The 16,765-nt window shown below is 38.6% G+C and carries 17 protein-coding genes; 11 read left to right on the forward strand and 6 right to left on the reverse strand.

Features of this window, described 5'->3' with window-relative positions; all coding sequences use genetic code 11:
- Positions 1 to 66: 66 nt before the first annotated feature.
- From HYU69_08235 to HYU69_08245, 3 genes are read right to left on the reverse strand one after another with little or no spacing between them, the layout of a single operon-like run.
- Positions 67 to 828, reverse strand: a complete 762-nt coding sequence (locus tag HYU69_08235) for a class I SAM-dependent methyltransferase (protein MBI2270330.1) — start codon at positions 826 to 828, stop codon at positions 67 to 69.
- Entirely contained in the window at positions 828 to 2,543 is a 1,716-nt protein-coding gene (locus HYU69_08240; GenBank protein ID MBI2270331.1) for a hypothetical protein, read from the reverse strand. The genes HYU69_08235 and HYU69_08240 overlap by 1 nt, the downstream gene beginning before the upstream one ends.
- Position 2,544: 1 nt before the next feature.
- Positions 2,545 to 3,408 (reverse strand): FkbM family methyltransferase, encoded by an 864-nt coding sequence (locus HYU69_08245; GenBank protein ID MBI2270332.1) that lies wholly within the window; start codon positions 3,406 to 3,408, stop codon positions 2,545 to 2,547.
- A gap of 133 nt (positions 3,409 to 3,541) precedes the next feature.
- Here HYU69_08245 and HYU69_08250 point away from each other — a divergent pair, with 133 nt between their 5' ends.
- The 11 genes from HYU69_08250 (at position 3,542) to HYU69_08300 (ending at position 11,634) form a co-directional block, all read left to right on the forward strand.
- Positions 3,542 to 3,868 (forward strand): iron-sulfur cluster assembly accessory protein, encoded by a 327-nt coding sequence (locus HYU69_08250; protein MBI2270333.1) that lies wholly within the window; start codon positions 3,542 to 3,544, stop codon positions 3,866 to 3,868.
- Between the two features lie 68 nt (positions 3,869 to 3,936).
- Positions 3,937 to 4,131, forward strand: coding sequence for a hypothetical protein (locus HYU69_08255; protein ID MBI2270334.1), 195 nt, complete (start codon positions 3,937 to 3,939; stop codon positions 4,129 to 4,131).
- On the forward strand, positions 4,128 to 4,601 hold the full coding sequence (locus HYU69_08260) for a hypothetical protein (GenBank protein MBI2270335.1): 474 nt from the start codon (positions 4,128 to 4,130) through the stop codon (positions 4,599 to 4,601). Before HYU69_08255 ends, HYU69_08260 begins: the two co-directional genes overlap by 4 nt.
- 6 nt (positions 4,602 to 4,607) lie before the next feature.
- Complete coding sequence (sufB, locus tag HYU69_08265) at positions 4,608 to 6,068, forward strand: Fe-S cluster assembly protein SufB (GenBank protein MBI2270336.1); 1,461 nt, start codon at positions 4,608 to 4,610, stop codon at positions 6,066 to 6,068.
- 86 nt (positions 6,069 to 6,154) lie between these two features.
- A complete protein-coding gene (locus HYU69_08270) occupies positions 6,155 to 6,580 on the forward strand; it encodes a four helix bundle protein (protein MBI2270337.1) in 426 nt (141 codons plus the stop codon).
- A 22-nt stretch (positions 6,581 to 6,602) separates the two neighbouring features.
- A complete protein-coding gene (gene sufC, locus HYU69_08275) occupies positions 6,603 to 7,364 on the forward strand; it encodes a Fe-S cluster assembly ATPase SufC (protein MBI2270338.1) in 762 nt (253 codons plus the stop codon).
- 72 nt (positions 7,365 to 7,436) lie between these two features.
- Complete coding sequence (sufD, locus tag HYU69_08280; GenBank protein ID MBI2270339.1) at positions 7,437 to 8,768, forward strand: Fe-S cluster assembly protein SufD; 1,332 nt, start codon at positions 7,437 to 7,439, stop codon at positions 8,766 to 8,768.
- A gap of 150 nt (positions 8,769 to 8,918) precedes the next feature.
- On the forward strand, positions 8,919 to 10,190 hold the full coding sequence (locus tag HYU69_08285; protein MBI2270340.1) for a cysteine desulfurase: 1,272 nt from the start codon (positions 8,919 to 8,921) through the stop codon (positions 10,188 to 10,190).
- A gap of 57 nt (positions 10,191 to 10,247) precedes the next feature.
- On the forward strand, positions 10,248 to 10,670 hold the full coding sequence (locus tag HYU69_08290) for a SufE family protein (protein MBI2270341.1): 423 nt from the start codon (positions 10,248 to 10,250) through the stop codon (positions 10,668 to 10,670).
- Positions 10,671 to 10,739: 69 nt separating this feature from the next.
- Complete coding sequence (locus HYU69_08295; protein ID MBI2270342.1) at positions 10,740 to 11,069, forward strand: DUF59 domain-containing protein; 330 nt, start codon at positions 10,740 to 10,742, stop codon at positions 11,067 to 11,069.
- Positions 11,070 to 11,136: 67 nt separating this feature from the next.
- Positions 11,137 to 11,634, forward strand: a complete 498-nt coding sequence (locus tag HYU69_08300) for a DUF2480 family protein (GenBank protein ID MBI2270343.1) — start codon at positions 11,137 to 11,139, stop codon at positions 11,632 to 11,634.
- Positions 11,635 to 11,678: 44 nt separating this feature from the next.
- Here HYU69_08300 and HYU69_08305 read toward each other — a convergent pair whose 3' ends face one another.
- The 3 genes from HYU69_08305 to HYU69_08315 all read right to left on the reverse strand — a co-directional run bounded on the left by HYU69_08305 (position 11,679) and on the right by HYU69_08315 (position 16,671).
- Positions 11,679 to 13,580: a class II glutamine amidotransferase gene (locus HYU69_08305; GenBank protein MBI2270344.1), complete on the reverse strand. Its 1,902-nt coding sequence runs from the start codon at positions 13,578 to 13,580 to the stop codon at positions 11,679 to 11,681.
- Between the two features lie 92 nt (positions 13,581 to 13,672).
- Positions 13,673 to 14,680, reverse strand: coding sequence for an amidohydrolase (locus HYU69_08310; GenBank protein ID MBI2270345.1), 1,008 nt, complete (start codon positions 14,678 to 14,680; stop codon positions 13,673 to 13,675).
- Between the two features lie 8 nt (positions 14,681 to 14,688).
- A complete protein-coding gene (locus tag HYU69_08315) occupies positions 14,689 to 16,671 on the reverse strand; it encodes a tetratricopeptide repeat protein (protein MBI2270346.1) in 1,983 nt (660 codons plus the stop codon).
- Positions 16,672 to 16,765 lie beyond the last annotated feature (94 nt).

Below are 16,765 nucleotides of genomic sequence, written 5' to 3' on the forward strand. Positions count from 1 at the left end.
ACAAGTAAATTTAATCCATTTTAGCTGAAAATCAATAATTTGTCTTTGCAAATGAAAGAAAATAGACTAATTAACTGTTTTTTCTAAAACTATAGTTTCAAACAACCCAATTTGGCGTAATATTGGGGAAAGGAGCCATTCAATTCCTTTAAAGGCGCTATAACTCCAATCTGGTACCAGTGACTTTCTCGAAACGCCTCCGCTTAAAACGTAACGAATTGGTGTATGGTACTCAATCGTTTTTAACCTAAGTTTTGGGTAGGTATCCTGAAATTTTTTAATATCCCGTTCAAAATAAATATACGGCAAAGCCTGGTTAGATCCTGAAAGGGGACCTGAAGATTGAATTTCCCACGAACCTTTTTCATCAAAAGGTTCGTGATGATAGTTTTTATAAATAAAACGACTTATGATACTATTTGCAGGTTCGATCATAATAATTTTTCCACCCTTTTTAAGTGTACGTTGCGCTTCAGCGAGAAATAAGTATGGTTTTGGTATGTGATGAAAGACATTGATCATAAAGATTGCACTTAACTCACAATCTTTAAATGGAATTTCTTCGGCTGAAAAAGTCATGTCGCAATGATTAAGGGGCATAATGTCTGATGTAATAACTGAAGGAATAACTTCCTTAATAAAGCCGCCTCCGGAACCAATTTCGAGAAGTTTGCCCTCCGGCACTTCAGCAAGGTGTCTTTTAAAAATCAAATACCAATCAATGTAAATTTGTTTCAAAAATGGCTTTGATAAAATGATCTCACGATGCAGCAAAGTTGTTTGGGGGTCGTCAAGATGCGTTTCTATTTTATATTTTAAAAAGCTCATCAGTAATTAATTTGATAAAGAAAAGCAGGCTCGATCTGAGATTCCACAGGAGAAGGTATCTGATGAATCAATTTAATTTTTTCGGGATATTTTTTTGCAATTGGTTCCATCATGCGGTGTAGAGTGTTAATTACATTGCCATCTGCTTTAGCCGGATCACGGCGCAGGCTCGCCAGAACTACATGCGTTACTTTATTCCTCCTAAAGTACGCCAGGACAGAATCGGGATTTGAATATCCTGTTGTTGTGTCAAGTGCAAAAACCTTATATACAGGAAAAAACTTTTTTCCATTCCCGTAAATAAAGGACATAGAAGCTTTTCGACTCGCAACTAATGCAGTATCTGGTAAATTGCCAGAACACCACTCACTCATTTTAAAAAAGTTTTTCCAGTCAGGAGTGTAACCAAAATACTTATCTCCTTTCAGATTCTTTATAACAATTGGGATATTGTTTGCCGATTTTTTAAATGAAGAAATAAAGCTTGAGGACAGTATGATTAAGCATATCAATACAAACAAATTTTGAGCGTATGGAGAATTTTTTACCCATTGAAATATTCCATATAAAATGGTAATAAGCATGATAGGCATATGAATCATGATCAGTCTGGGTTGATCCCACCTGGCTTGAAGCATTATAAATGTAAGCGCAACAAGAGATGACATATACAGAACAGCAAAGAATAGCACTCTATTATTTGATCGCAGTGCCTTAATGAAGCCAATAACAATTAAAGCAATAACTACGATAGCCCATGTTAAATTTACTTCATTATAATTTTCGGAGAAAAATCCTAGTACTTGAAAAAAGCGTTTAGATAAATACAGCTGAATATTGTCAAAAAAGCGTGAAACAAAACCTAATAAATCATCCTCGCCTTTATTAGGCATATATGGATCTTTCAATTTCAGAATACTAAATTGAGAACTAAACTGATCTTTTTGTTTCCAAAGAAAAGAATGAATGATTTCATAAGGAATTTTGAACACAAGAAATGAGCCAATTGCCCATAAAATATATTTATGTTTCTTTATAAAAATAAAAAAGAGAATAATAGCTGGAATCGCTGCTACAGCAGCATTGCGTGCCATTATCAGTAAAAAGAGAAGTCCTCCAATGTTTAACCATAATCCAAGGTGTTTTCTTTTCGTCAGATCCTCGCCCTTCTCGTTTTTGTCAAGTAGTCTGAAAAAATAGTAAAGGAAAATAAACTGCAATGCTAAAAATAAAGATTCCGTATATGTCTGGCTGGCGAAATATTGGAAATAACTATTTATAGCAACGGTAAAGCAAACTGTAAATAAAATAATATAAGGGACGCGACCCTTAAAAGATTTATATAAGAATACAACACCCAAAAAGTTAAAAAGAACTGAAAAAAGTTTGAAAGCAATAAGGTTAATGCCAAATAATACAGTTAACCCACCAAGAAAAAGCGGATACATCGGCGCATTCGCTGTATAAGAATAATTTGAAAAATTATGCGCGTAATTATATCCGGCTTCAATGTAAAGGGAATCGTCATTACCTTCACTTACGCGGGCATTAAATAAAAAAAAGCTGAACAATAAACACAGAAAACATAAAGTATAGAAAATTAAACGCTCATTATTAAGTAAACGCCGCTCGATTCTGGGCAGTAAAAAGTTGCCATCGGTGCTTTTGCTTTTATGTTTAACGGCATTTGTATTCTGTCCCTTATTTTGCTTCATCTTATTTATTGGATATCAAGATATTAAAATAATATTCTTTTGAATAAGAAAAATCGTGTTTCAATTCACTTCCATTGTACGGAGTTAAGTCAATTCCATTTAAGGCGTATAATTTTAATTTCAGGGTTCTAAAAAAGGAGAAGAATTCATCAAATGAGGTACCCGATTTTTGCAATCCATGTGGCCATAATTCCATAATTATTTTTAGATCGGGATTTAGTGAAATTGTTTTAACCATGCCCTTCAATGCTGTCAGCTCAAACCCCTGTATATCCATCTTGATAAAATCAACTTTAAATACGTCGTTTACAAAATCATCAATGCTCACAGCATCGATCGTTAGCTCTTTCTCGTATTCATCTACCTTATAAGTGCGGTGGTCCACATTTAGTAATTTGGAAGTATACAGTTTTAATGTTTTTGTTTGATCGGCAACCGCTTTGTTAACAGGGACAATATTTGTTAAGCTGTTGGTGTTTTTCAGAAAGTAATTGAAATTCACTTTGTCGGGTTCAAAGCTATATACCTTACCCGATGCTCCAACCAGGCCTGACAGAATTTTACTGTAAAAGCCAATATTGGCGCCAATATCAAGAACAACATCTCCTTTTTTAACTGTACGTTTTAGGAACTCTATTTCGTCAGCATCCTGCCTGTATTTAAAAAGCGGGTAAATAATATTATAGACCGGAAAAAAATGTCTGAACAGCAGGTTGCCAATTGAAATTGAAAGTTGTTGCGCTATTTTGTTACTGGTAACCAATATTTTGAGCGATTTTGGAATGCCAAAGATATAACAACAATGGAAGCTAAAGATGGAAGATGGAAAATGTGCTTTTATCCTGAATTTTAAACTTCTTTTCATTATTTCAAACATCATTTGCAGCCCACCATTTTCCCTTTAAATTTCTTGGCCATCTACCCACTTTTAGGTATTTTTGCATTGTGTTTAGAATTATTCTAAATAAGGATACGTAGTTATATAATTGATAATCAAAATGATAACAGTTTCGGAACAAGCAAAAGAAAGAGCTCTTCATCTCATGAAAGAGGAGAATAAGCCGGGTGATGCATTTATCCGTGTAGGTGTTGAAGGGGGAGGTTGCTCTGGTCTGTCGTATAAACTGGAGTTTGACAACGTGATCAAAGAAGGCGACCAGGTATTTGAAGATAAAGGAATAAAAGTGGTGGTAGATAAAAAAAGTTTCCTGTACCTCGTGGGGACTGAACTGGATTACACAGGCGGACTTAACGGAAAAGGATTTGTATTTATTAATCCGAATGCAAGCAGGACTTGTGGATGTGGGGAAAGTTTTTCGGTATAAGAAAAAAGGTTTCAAGTTTCAGGTTTCAAGTTGTTTAACCTGAAACAAATACAGAATTTTATGTGTACATGAGCAAAGTTATTTTTCATACTAAAACAAGTAGGGAGGCTATTGCCGAGAATAGATTATTTGAAAATCTGAAGCTCAGTCCTGTTGAACGTCTTAAAAAAGCATTTACACTTATGGGGTTGGCTGCTTTGTTTAAAAAGGGGCCTATAAAAATTCCTCAAGGATTGGGGGTTGTATTAAAAAGAAAAGCGTGAATCTTTTTGACGAAGAAATATTATCGTTCCTTGCCATATTAAACCAATATAATGTAAGGTACATCTTAGTTGGTGGCTTAGCTGTTAACTATTATGGTTATTCACGTGCAACCGGCGATGTTGATATTTGGGTAGACGATTCGATTACTAACCGGGAACAATTAGTAAATGCCCTGAAAGCATTTGGAGTGGAAGGAGCCGAAGCATTTTTAACTTATCCGCTCATGGCCGGATATGCAGAAATACTATTAGACTCGGGAATTTATATTGATTTGATGGCCGATATGGTATTGTTAAAACAGGTGGATTTTGCAGAATGCTATCAATTATCAGAAAGTTTTTCAATAAATGAAACCGCATCCGTGAAAGTTTTACATATTAATAAGCTAATTGATGAAAAAGAAAGATCAGATAGATCAAAAGATCGTGATGATGCAGAGAAATTGCGAAAGTTGAGAACAAAAAAATAATTATCCGTGTCAGATTCAAATCAAATATTAGAGGAAGTTACCGGCAGCGAGTACAAATACGGTTGGTCGAGTGATATTGATATGGATACAGCTCCCAAAGGGCTGAGTGAGGATATTGTCCGTTTTATTTCAAAGAAAAAGAATGAACCCGAATGGATGCTTGATTTACGTTTAAAGGCATACCGGTATTGGCTTAAAATGGAAGAGCCCCGGCATTGGGCACATATACACTACCCCAAAATTGATTTCCAGGATATTATTTATTACGCGGCGCCAAAGCAAAAAAAAGAATTAAAAAGTCTTGATGAGGTTGACCCTGAACTTTTGAAAACATTTGAGAAGCTGGGTATTTCGCTGGAAGAACAAAAGCGCTTAAGCGGGGTTGAAAGTAAAATTGCTGTTGATGCTGTGATTGACAGTATATCTGTTAAAACAACTTTCAAAGAAGTGCTTGCTGAAAAGGGAATTATTTTTTGTTCTTTCAGTGAAGCGGTACAGGAACATCCTGAATTGATCAAACGTTATATGGGTTCCGTAGTTCCCTACAACGATAATTTTTACGCTGCTCTTAACGCGGCTGTATTCAGCGATGGTTCATTCTGTTATATCCCTAAAGGGGTGCGCTGTCCGATGGAGCTCTCTACCTATTTTCGCATCAATACAGCAGGAACGGGCCAGTTTGAACGCACGCTTATTGTAGCTGATGAAGGAGCGTATGTTAGTTACCTCGAAGGCTGTACTGCTCCCATGCGTGATGAAAACCAGTTACACGCCGCCGTTGTTGAAATTGTCGCACACAAAGACGCAGAAGTAAAATACAGTACCGTGCAAAACTGGTACCCCGGTGATAAAGAGGGTAAAGGCGGCATTTTCAACTTTGTTACCAAGCGAGGCATCTGTTTGGGTGATCATTCAAAAATATCATGGACGCAGGTGGAAACAGGTTCCGCGATAACATGGAAATATCCATCAGTAATATTAAAAGGAAATAATTCAACCGGCGAATTTTATTCTGTGGCCGTTACCAATAATATGCAGCAAGCCGATACCGGTACAAAAATGACCCACATCGGAAAAAATACAAAGAGTACCATCATTTCAAAAGGGATATCAGCCGGTAAAAGCAATAATAGTTATCGTGGGCTTGTTCGTATTATGAAAGGAGCAAGTAACGCGCGCAACTTTTCACAATGCGACTCGTTGTTGATGGGCGATAAGTGCGGAGCACATACGTTTCCATACATCGAGATAAAAGATAAAACAGCCATCGTTGAACACGAAGCTACCACATCAAAAATCGGTGAGGATCAGCTTTTTTATTGCAACCAACGCGGCATTGAAACGGAGAAAGCGATCGGATTGATTGTCAATGGATATTGTAAAGAAGTATTGAACCAGTTACCAATGGAGTTTGCTGTGGAAGCGCAAAAGCTTTTAGCGGTAAGCCTGGAAGGGAGTGTTGGTTGAAAAAGGTTTCAGGTTTCAAGTTTCAGGTTTTTTGAACTTAGAACTTAACCCCGAATTTTAAAAATCAGGGTTTTAAAATATAGTTAATGGCAACCATAAAACGATTTGAGGATATTGAAGCCTGGCAACAGGCCAGAGTGTTATGTAGTGAAGTCTACAAAATCACTAATGAAGGTCCGTTTGTTAAGGATTATAAACTGCGTGACCAGATCAACGGATCGTCCGGGTCAGTCATGGATAATATTGCCGAAGGTTATGAACGGGATGGCCGGAAGGAGTTTATCCAGTTTTTATCGATAGCAAAAGCTTCCTGTGGGGAGGTGAGATCACAATTATACCGGGCTATTGACAGAAATTACATTACAAAAGAAAGATTCGAAGACTTATATAATATGTCTAACAAAATAGGTAAAATGATTTCAGGTCTAATGACTTATTTAAAGGGTAGTGATTATTCGGGAACAAAATTTAATGAACCAATAGTTCCGTACGCTAACCAACCTGAAACTTGAAACCTGAAACTTGAAACCAATTATGTTAAGCATAAAAAATCTGAAAGCCGGTATTGAAGGAAAGGAAATCCTGAAAGGGATTAACCTGGAAGTGAAGCCCGGTGAAGTTCATGCCATCATGGGTCCTAATGGCTCAGGCAAAAGTACATTGAGTAATGTGTTAGCCGGCCGCGAGAATTATGTTGTAACGGAAGGCGAAATAAAATTTAAGGGAAAAGATCTCCTCGAATTTTCTCCTGAAGACCGCGCACGCGAAGGATTGTTTCTTGCATTCCAATATCCTGTGGAAATTCCAGGAGTTAGCAATGTTAATTTTTTAAAAACAGCTATAGCTGAGATCCGTCAATACAAAGGACTCCCGCCGTTGGAAGCAAAAGACTTTTTGAAATTGTTAAAAGAAAAACAAGCTTTGGTTGAATTACAAGGCACGCTCGCTAATCGTTCTGTGAATGAAGGATTTTCCGGTGGCGAAAAAAAACGAAATGAAATTTTTCAAATGGCAATGTTAGAGCCAACGCTTGCTGTGCTTGATGAAACTGATTCCGGGCTTGACATTGATGCGCTTCGTATTGTTGCCAATGGTGTAAATAAGCTACGTTCAAAAGACAGGTCGTTTATTGTCATTACTCACTACCAGCGCTTACTTGAATATATAATCCCCGATTTTGTGCATGTATTATATAATGGACGCATTGTAAAATCAGGCACAAAAGAATTAGCATTGGAACTTGAAGAAAAGGGATATGATTGGATCAAAGACCTTAGCCCTGTTCTCCCCTCTTGAGACCCGTGTTGAGCGGAGCCGAAACAGTGGTGCGACGGGTAGTGTGTGGAGAGGGGTGTGTAAATAAAAAAAATGAACACAACAGCAGAAAAAATAAAAGCAGAAGATAAATTGGCAGTGGCGTTCGAAAAGCAACGGCCACAACTGCCTGGCAATGCTGCATTACAGGATATCCGTCAAAAGGCGATAAACGCATTTCTTGATAGGGGGATCCCTAATCGTAAAAGCGAAGAGTATAAATATTCCAATCCTGAAAAGTTATTTAAAGCAGACTATTTGATCTTAACTGCTGCACGGAATACTACGCTAACGGCAGATTCTGTCAAGCAATTCGAGATTGGGGGTATCAGTGACAACCATATTGTATTGCTGAATGGCTTTTACTCAAAACAATTATCATCTGTAACTAAATTGCCCAAAGGAGTTATTGTTACTGATCTTGCGGGTGCCTTTTTAAACCATCCGGATTTAATAGAAGACCATTTTTCAAAATATGCTGATGTAAATACGGATTCTTTCATTGCTTTAAACACATCTTTTGCTTCAGACGGATTATTTATTTATGTGCCCGATAAAGTTGTAATGGAGCACCCGCTGCACATCATTAATATTGTTTTTGTAAAAGAAGCCGCTTTGATTCAGCCGCGAAATTTATTTATTGTTGGCAAAAACGCTGAAGTAAAAATTGTTGAATCGTTTAATACACATCAGCTGAATGTAAAAACGACTGTCAATGCGGTTACAGAAGTCAATGTGGCCGAAAATGCAAAGGTCCAATACTACAAGCTTCAGAATAATTGTGAAAATATTTACCTGGTCAATACAACACAAGTTCATCAACAGGCCAGGTCACATTTCGATACAAATACGGTTACTTTAAATGGTGAATGGGTACGCAATAATTTGAATATAGTTGCAGACGCAGAGAACTGTGAAACGCACCTCAATGGATTATTCATTACAAGGGATAATCAGCACGTGGATAACCATACATTGGTTGATCACCAAAAGCCGAATTGTGAAAGCATCCAGTTGTACAAAGGGATTCTTGATAACAAGTCCACGGGCGTATTTAATGGGAAAATTTACGTTCGTCGGGATGCGCAGAAAATAAATGCGTACCAAAGCTCTAAAAATATTTTGCTGAGTGATGACGCAACGATCAATACTAAGCCTCAGTTGGAAATATATGCCAATGACGTAAAATGCTCGCATGGTTCATCAACCGGGCATTTGAATGAAGATGCCTTATTTTATCTTCGCTCACGGGGATTGGGAACAGAAAGCGCCAGGCGGATGTTGTTGTATGCTTTTGCGGCTGATGCTATAAATACTATACGTATTGAGCCGTTGAGAGTGTATGTGGATGCGTTGATTGAGAAAAGATTAAGTAATCCAAAATAAGAATTAAAAGGATTACACAGAGAAAAAAGGAGTAGTCACAGAGTTTCGCTGAGAAAAAAATATTATGATTGAATTATATCAAAAAAATGAACGCAACATACTCTGTGGTCCTCTGTGTAATTCTCTGTGGCTCTCTGTGTCCCAAAATAAATGAAAACGGCAGTAGAACATAAAATGAAATTTGATCAGGCGAAAATTCGTTCGGACTTTCCTATTCTATCGCGCGAGGTTAATAACAAGCCACTTATTTATTTCGACAGTGCTGCCACTGCCCAAAAACCACAAGTGGTAATTGACGCATTAAAAAAATATTATGAGTACGATAATGCCAATATTCATCGCGGCGTACACCGTTTGAGCCAGGATATTACCATTGAATATGAAGCAGCCCGTGTAACTATTCAAAAGCATTTGAATGCTGAATTTGTACATGAAATAATATTTACCAAAGGAACTACGGAATCTATCAGCCTTGTCGCCGCATCATTCGGAAAAAAATTTATTAAAGCCGGAGATGAGATCATTGTGAGTGAAATGGAGCACCATAGCAATATTTTGCCCTGGCAGTTATTGTGTGAAGAAAAAGGTGTAACATTAAAAGTGATTCCCATCAATGATAAGGGGGAACTTATTTTGGAAGAGTTTAAAAAAATGTTGAACTCCAAAACCAAAATGGTTGCTGTAACCCACGTATCAAATACTCTAGGTACAATAAACCCTGTAAAAGAAATAGTTCGCCTTGTGCGTGAGATGAACCCTTCCCAACGGGGAGGGCTGGGTGGAGCTTGTATTCTGATAGATGGAGCGCAGGCTGTACCACACATGAACGTTGACGTACAGGGCCTTGATTGTGACTTTTATTGTTTCAGCGGGCATAAGGTTTACGGGCCAACAGGTGTTGGTATATTATACGGGAAAGAAAAATGGCTTAATGATATGCCTCCATACCAGGGTGGGGGAGGAACAATTAAAACTGTAACATTCGCTAAAACAACCTATGCCGACCTGCCTTTAAAATTTGAAGCAGGAACTCCTCATATTGAAGGGGGAGTTGGTTTGGCTGTCGCGATTAATTATATTGATAATATTGGTTTGGATAATATTGCTGCTTATGAGCATGGATTGTTGGAATATGCGACCGAAAGGTTAATGCATATAAGCGGCTTGCGGATCATCGGGAATGCAAAAAGTAAAGCAAGTGTTATCTCATTTGTAATTGATGGATTACATCCCTTGGATATCGGAACAATATTGGATAAGCAGGGAATAGCTGTTCGTACAGGCCACCACTGCACACAGCCGTTGATGGAGCACTATGGTATTCCCGGAACGATCCGTGCTTCTTTCGCGTTTTATAATACAAAGGAAGAAATAGATAAATTGGCAGAAGGAATAGAGAAAGCGATAAAGATGTTAAAGTAAGAAGGTTCAAGGTTCTGTGTTCAAAGTTCAAGGTTAAAAAGGATCAAGAAAATAAGCATGAAAATTGAAGAAATTGAACGGGAAATAATTGAAGAATTCGAATTGTTTGAAAACAATTGGGAAGGAAAATACGAACATTTAATTGAGCTGGGAAAATCCTTACCATTGATTGATGCAAAATATAAAACAGAAGATAAGCTTATTAAGGGATGTCAAAGCAGAGTCTGGCTTCATTCAGAATTGAAAAATGGGAAAGTAATTTACACGGCCGACAGTGATGCGATCATTACAAAAGGGTTGGTAGCATTGATTGTTAGAGTATTAGCAGATCACACTCCTGATGAGATTATTGACGCGAAAATGGATTTCATTGATAAGATCGGATTAAAAGAACATTTGTCACCAACGCGTGCGAATGGTTTGGTGAGTATGATCAAACAAATGAAAATGGATGCTCTCGCCTTTAAGACGAGAGGTTAAAAAGTTCAAGGTTCCGGGTTCAAGGTTAAAACAACTTTGAACACGGAACCTTGAACCTTGAACTAAACTATGGGTGCAATAATTATATCAAAAAACACAGAGCTGACTCAAAGGGTCATCGACATGATTAAAACGTGCTATGATCCGGAGATACCTGTTGATATATGGGAACTCGGATTGATATACGAGATCAGGCTTGATGATGAAAATAACCTCGAAGTAAAAATGACATTAACTTCACCATCATGTCCGGTCGCAGAAACGCTGCCGCCCGAAGTTGAACAAAAATTAAGAGGAGTTGAAGGAATTAAATCAGCAAAAATTGAACTTACGTTTGAGCCGCCCTGGGATAAAAGCATGATGACCGAGGTGGCGCAGGTGGAGCTAGGGTTTATGTAAGGCAGATATGAGATGTGAGATATGAGTATTGAGACTCTCATATCTCATATTTCAATACTCACATCCAATGATAGTAAATAAAGTAGCGCAAAGCGGCCTGGTTGAGTTTAACCTGGAGGATCATTATCCTGAAGGAGAACGCGTGTTGCTGGACGTGAAAGAACATTTGTTCCAGGGTTTGATATTAAGAGAAAAGGAGTTCCGCGAGTTTGTGAAAAATGAAGATTGGAGCAAATACAGGGATAAATATGTAGCTATTGTTTGTTCGGCGGATGCCATAGTTCCAACCTGGGCGTATATGCTGCTGGTAACAGTTATAGAGCCTTTTGCAAAAAAAGTAGTGTTCGGTGATCTGAAAACGCTGGAAACAATTTTATATAACGAAGCGCTTTCTAAAATAAACCCTGCTGATTATGCCGATCAACGAATAGTTATTAAAGGCTGCAGCAACCTGCCTGTGCCGGAATCAGCTTATGTGGAAATTACCCGCATCCTTCGTCCGGTTGCCAAAAGCATTATGTATGGTGAGCCGTGTTCAACAGTCCCACTTTATAAAAAGAAATAATTTTTTTACTTTTTTGTCCCTCGACCCTTTCCCTCGTCCCTGCTTTAATAAGCCCTCACATTCTTCCCTTCCATAAAATTGATGAAAGCTCGGTTCACTACTTTGTTCCCGCCGGGAGTAGGATAGTCACCCGTAAAATACCAGTCGCCTTTGTGGTTAGGACATGATTGGTGCAGACCCTTGATTGATTGAAAAATGATCTCAAGTTCAGCATTAAGACCCTCAGGACGAAGCAAGTCGGATATTTTAGCAGAGATCTGGTCATATTTGAAAAGAGCATAAATCTCCTTCACTATATTTTTAATTTTTTCCTTTGGCAGATCTTCCTGCGCTTTGGCACGCTCATACAATTCTTCAATGAAATTTTCTTTATAATTCTCTTTCAGGAGTTTGATTGCCGCTTCAAAAGCAACGAACTCGGCCATTTTCGACATATTGATGCCATAACAGTCGGGGTATCGTATTTGCGGTGCTGAAGAAACAACAACAATTTTCTTTGGTTCAAGACGGTCCAGGATACGTATGATACTTTGCTTTAAAGTGGTGCCTCGTACAATAGAATCATCAAGTACCACGAGGCTGTCAACTCCGCGTTTCACAACACCGTATGTTGTATCATAAACGTGGGCAACCATGTCGTCGCGTGCACTGTCATTGGTGATGAATGTACGCAACTTGGCATCTTTGATCGGTATTTTTTCTATGCGAAGCCGTTGAGATAAAATCTTTTTTAGTTGCTCATCACTCAGCTTGCCATTTGCTGCTTTTATTTTTTTTATTTTGAGATCGTTCAGGTAATTGTTGACTCCATCAACGAGCCCGATAAAAGCTACCTCGGCGGTATTCGGAATATATGAAAATACTGTATTCTCAATATTGTGATCTACTGAAGCAAGCACACGGTCAGCCAGGTTGTAACCAAGACTTTTACGCTCTTCGTAAATAGATGCATCACTCCCGCGTGAAAAATAAATCCGTTCAAAAGAGCAGGCTTTTTTCATGCCCTCTTTTATGATCTTATGCTCGCCTACCTCACCATTCTTTCTGATGATCAGCGCGTGTCCCGGGGTTAACTCTTTTATTTTTTCAATGGAAACATTAAATGCCGTTTGAATTACAGGACGTTCAGAAGTGACAACTGCTACTTCATCGTCAATATAATAAAATACAGGGCGGATGCCATTTGGATCACGTAAAACAAAGGCGTCACCATGACCAAACATCCCTGCCATTGCATAGCCGCCATCCCATTTCTTACTGGAGTCCTTTAATATTTTTACTATATCAATATTCTGAGCAATAAGTTCTGAAATGGCAGCTTTACTATTACCCTGCTTTTTGAATTGTTTGAAAAGGCGTTCATTTTCTTCATCCAAAAAATGCCCGATCTTTTCCATCACTGTAACTGTATCTGTCTTTTCACGGGGATGTTGTCCGAGATCAACGAGCTGATTAAAAAGCTCGTCCACATTGGTGAGATTGAAGTTCCCGGCGACAACAAGGTTGCGGGTCTTCCAGTTATTCTGCCGAAGAAAAGGATGGCAGTTTTCAATACTATTGCCTCCATAAGTCGCATAACGCAAATGGCCGAGTAATAATTCACCGGCAAAGTCAATATTTTTTTTGAGCCATTCTGTATCGCCGGCACGTTCGGGTTTGTTTTTAAAAACACTATTGAACGGGGCATTTATCTTTGAAAAAATTTCCTGTATGGCCCGGCTGGATGATGAACGATGACGGTTGATGTAAGCGGTTCCGGGTTTAGTATCCAGTTTAATAGAAGCTACTCCCGCGCCGTCCTGGCCACGGTTGTGTTGTTTTTCCATTAAAAGGCACAACTTATTTATCCCGTAAAGAGCTGTTCCGTATTTGTCGTAGTAATATTGGAGAGGTTTTAGTAACCTGATAACTGCTATCCCACACTCGTGCTTTATTTGATCGCTCATGTACAGTGCAAATTTAGCTCTTTTTGACGAGAGTAAAGCGGAGATATCGCAGAACTTTTTAAGTAAAAAAGTTGGAGAGTAAGACCAACAATTTAGATGAAATTCTCCTTTTTCTGCCCTATCCATTCCAGGGCGGCTCCGCTTAAAAGCAATTCTTTAACATCTTTGCTAAATGTGGAATTTCGGATCAGTTTACCCGGTTCATTTTCGCCTAACGGGAAAGGATAGTCGCTGCCAAGTGCAATTCGTTTAGCTCCAATAAGATCAACAATATAAGTAAGCATTAAGGGGTCATGAACAAGACTATCAAGCCAGAATTTGCCCAGGTAATTTCGTGGATTCACTTTATTGTCCACAGCCACCAGGTCGGGACGCGATTCAAATCCATGTTCAATGCGGCCTATGGTGGAAGGGAAAGAACCTCCGCCATGCGCGAAAGCTACACGTAGTTTTGGTAAACGTTCAAATACTCCTCCAAATATCATTGAGCATATGGCAAGAGATGTTTCGGCAGGCATGCCAACCAACCAGGGCAGCCAGTACTTTTGCATTTTACTTTGACCCATCATATCCCAGGGATGTACAAATACAGGCATGTTTAATTCCTGGCAAGCCTGAAAAACAGGAAATATTGCCGGTTCATTTAAGTTCCAATCATTAACGTGAGAACCGATCTGAACTCCCGCAAGACCAATTTTTTTGCAGCGTTCAAGTTCTTTGATCGCCAGGTCAGGAGCCTGCAGTGGTATTGTCCCCAGGCCAATGAAACGCTTAGGATATTTCTGAACAATACCGGCTATGTGGTTATTCAGAAACATGGACAACTCAAGACAATCCTGCGGTTTGGCCCAATAGCTGAACATGACCGGGATGGTAGACAGAACCTGTACATCTACATGATGATGGTCGCATTCATGAATTCTTTTTGTTGGATCCCAGCAGTTATCCTCTACTTCACGAAAAAATTTATTATCCACCATCATTCGTGCGCAGCAGGGTCTTGTATGTTCGAGTTGAACAAAGCCTCCATAACCAAATTTCTCTTTCCAGTTGGGAATATGTTCAGGAAGTATATGCGTATGAATGTCTATCGTGAACATAATTTAATTTAGTTATAGCCTGGGTTTAATTTTTTGGCAACGTTAATATAATATTGTGCGTTGGTCTCATCGCCAATATTCCGGTAGGTTAGACCCATCATGTAAAATGCACTGGCATTGCCGGGGTCAAATTCAATGCATTTTTTGAAATATATAATAGCTGTTTCAAAATTTTTGCGGGCCTCTTCAGGCTTATTTTGGGCAGCCAATTGCTGTCCTGCGGTACCGTAAACACTTGCAATATTACTATAAGCGTCGGGTTGATTAGGGTTTGTTTGCAGGGAAAGTTCAAATTGTTTTTTGGCTTCTTCCAGATGACCCGTATTATACAGCACAGTGCCATAATTATTAAGGTACATTGAATTGCCGGGATTAAATGACAAAGCCTTTTTGTAATAAAAGGCAGCACTGTCATATTGTTGTTGTACGAGGTAGATCTTACCTATTTTATGGAATGCGTCAGCATACGTTGGATATATTTCAATGGTTCTGCGCATTTCTTTTAACGCAATATCCAGTGTGTTTTTTTTCTCAACAGGGTCTTTGATCTTTGCGAGGTATTCATCCTGTGTAATAATATTCCCATAGTAATAATGGGCACGTGCGCTGTTGAGCGAAAGTACTACATCCGTTGAATGAAGGGTGTAATTACTTTCCCAGGCCTTATTGCGGGAATATGTTTTAAGAGAAAAGAGTAAAATAACTCCTGCGATAAGTAAAACCAATTTGCTGTTTTGTTTTAAAAATAAATTCAATGATCCCGGCGTATTTTCATCAACCTTGAATAAATGGATAAGTAATGCACTTATTGCTATGCAAAAGCCGGCAGATGGCGCATACATTAACCGCTCTCCGAATGAGGTGCCAATTAAGATCACAACATTTGATATTAATGATGCCGTAATAAAAAAGTAGAGAATCCCAAACGCCCATATGTTTTTTTGCCGGAAGCGCATTAATGCAAATGCACCTGCTCCAGTATAAATGATAAAGGACAGAAGGAATTTCCAGTCGGTTATTCCAACGATCGGAATCTGATTGAATGAATAATCCGATACCAGCGGATGGGGTATAAATAAAAGTTTTAAGTAGATCCCCATAATATAAATGGCGGTTGTTATTTGCGAAAGTTTGTCGGGTGCTCCGACGAGCAGGTTGTCTGACAGTGCCTGGGCCGTCACAGGGCCTGTGCCCAATACGTTCATCCGTATCACAAAAAACAAAGCCGTTACACTTCCTAATACAACAAGTGCAATAATCTGTTTTTTGGTATCCGTATTGGTGAAAAAATACAGCATAAGCGGAATGACAGCGATAAATGTAACCGCGGATTCTTTTGAAAGAAGGCCGAGGAAAAAGCTCATGCCCGCAAATGCCAGCCAGATAAAACTATTTTTTTGAATGTACCTCAATGTAAATAATGCGGTTAAAAGAAACAGCAGGAAGCACAATATTTCATCCCTGCTTTTTATGTTGGCTACAACCTCCGTGTGTATTGGGTGCGCAATAAACAATAATGATGCAATAGCGCAAAGCCAGATGTGCTGAGGGAGGTATAACACTAGTACGTAAAACAAAAGAAACCCGGTAAGTGCATATAAAATAACATTAATCCAATGTGATAATGCCGGTTTATCAGGGGAAAGTTCCCATTCAATAGCGAACATGGCTTTTGATAATGGGCGATACACATCCTCTCCTGCGGCAAAATAACCGGAACGATAACCGCCTGTAAAAATGTCTTTTAAAGCTGCAGTTCCCTTTTTAGTTTGAAAATTTTCTTTTATAAGAGAGTAATCATCCAGTACATATTCATGGCCGAGCGTGTTCGCATAAAGTAAAAACCCCAGAACGGCAATAATAAGACCTATGCTGAACCTGGTCTTTTTTAATTGGTCTCCCTTGAGAACTGTTTTTTGAGATTCGGCCTTAACAGAAGAGGTCTGTTGCTGAAGTGCATTTTTTTCTTTTCGCGTCAGTTTTTTTGACATACGACTACACTTGATAGTTTTTAAACACTAGGGAGGTCGATTAAGTGAAAATAATGGATTTCCCTATTGGCATCATTTTGCTTTTGCAGCATAC

The organism is Bacteroidota bacterium (assembly GCA_016183775.1).
GTDB lineage: Bacteria > Bacteroidota > Bacteroidia > JABDFU01 > JABDFU01 > JABDFU01.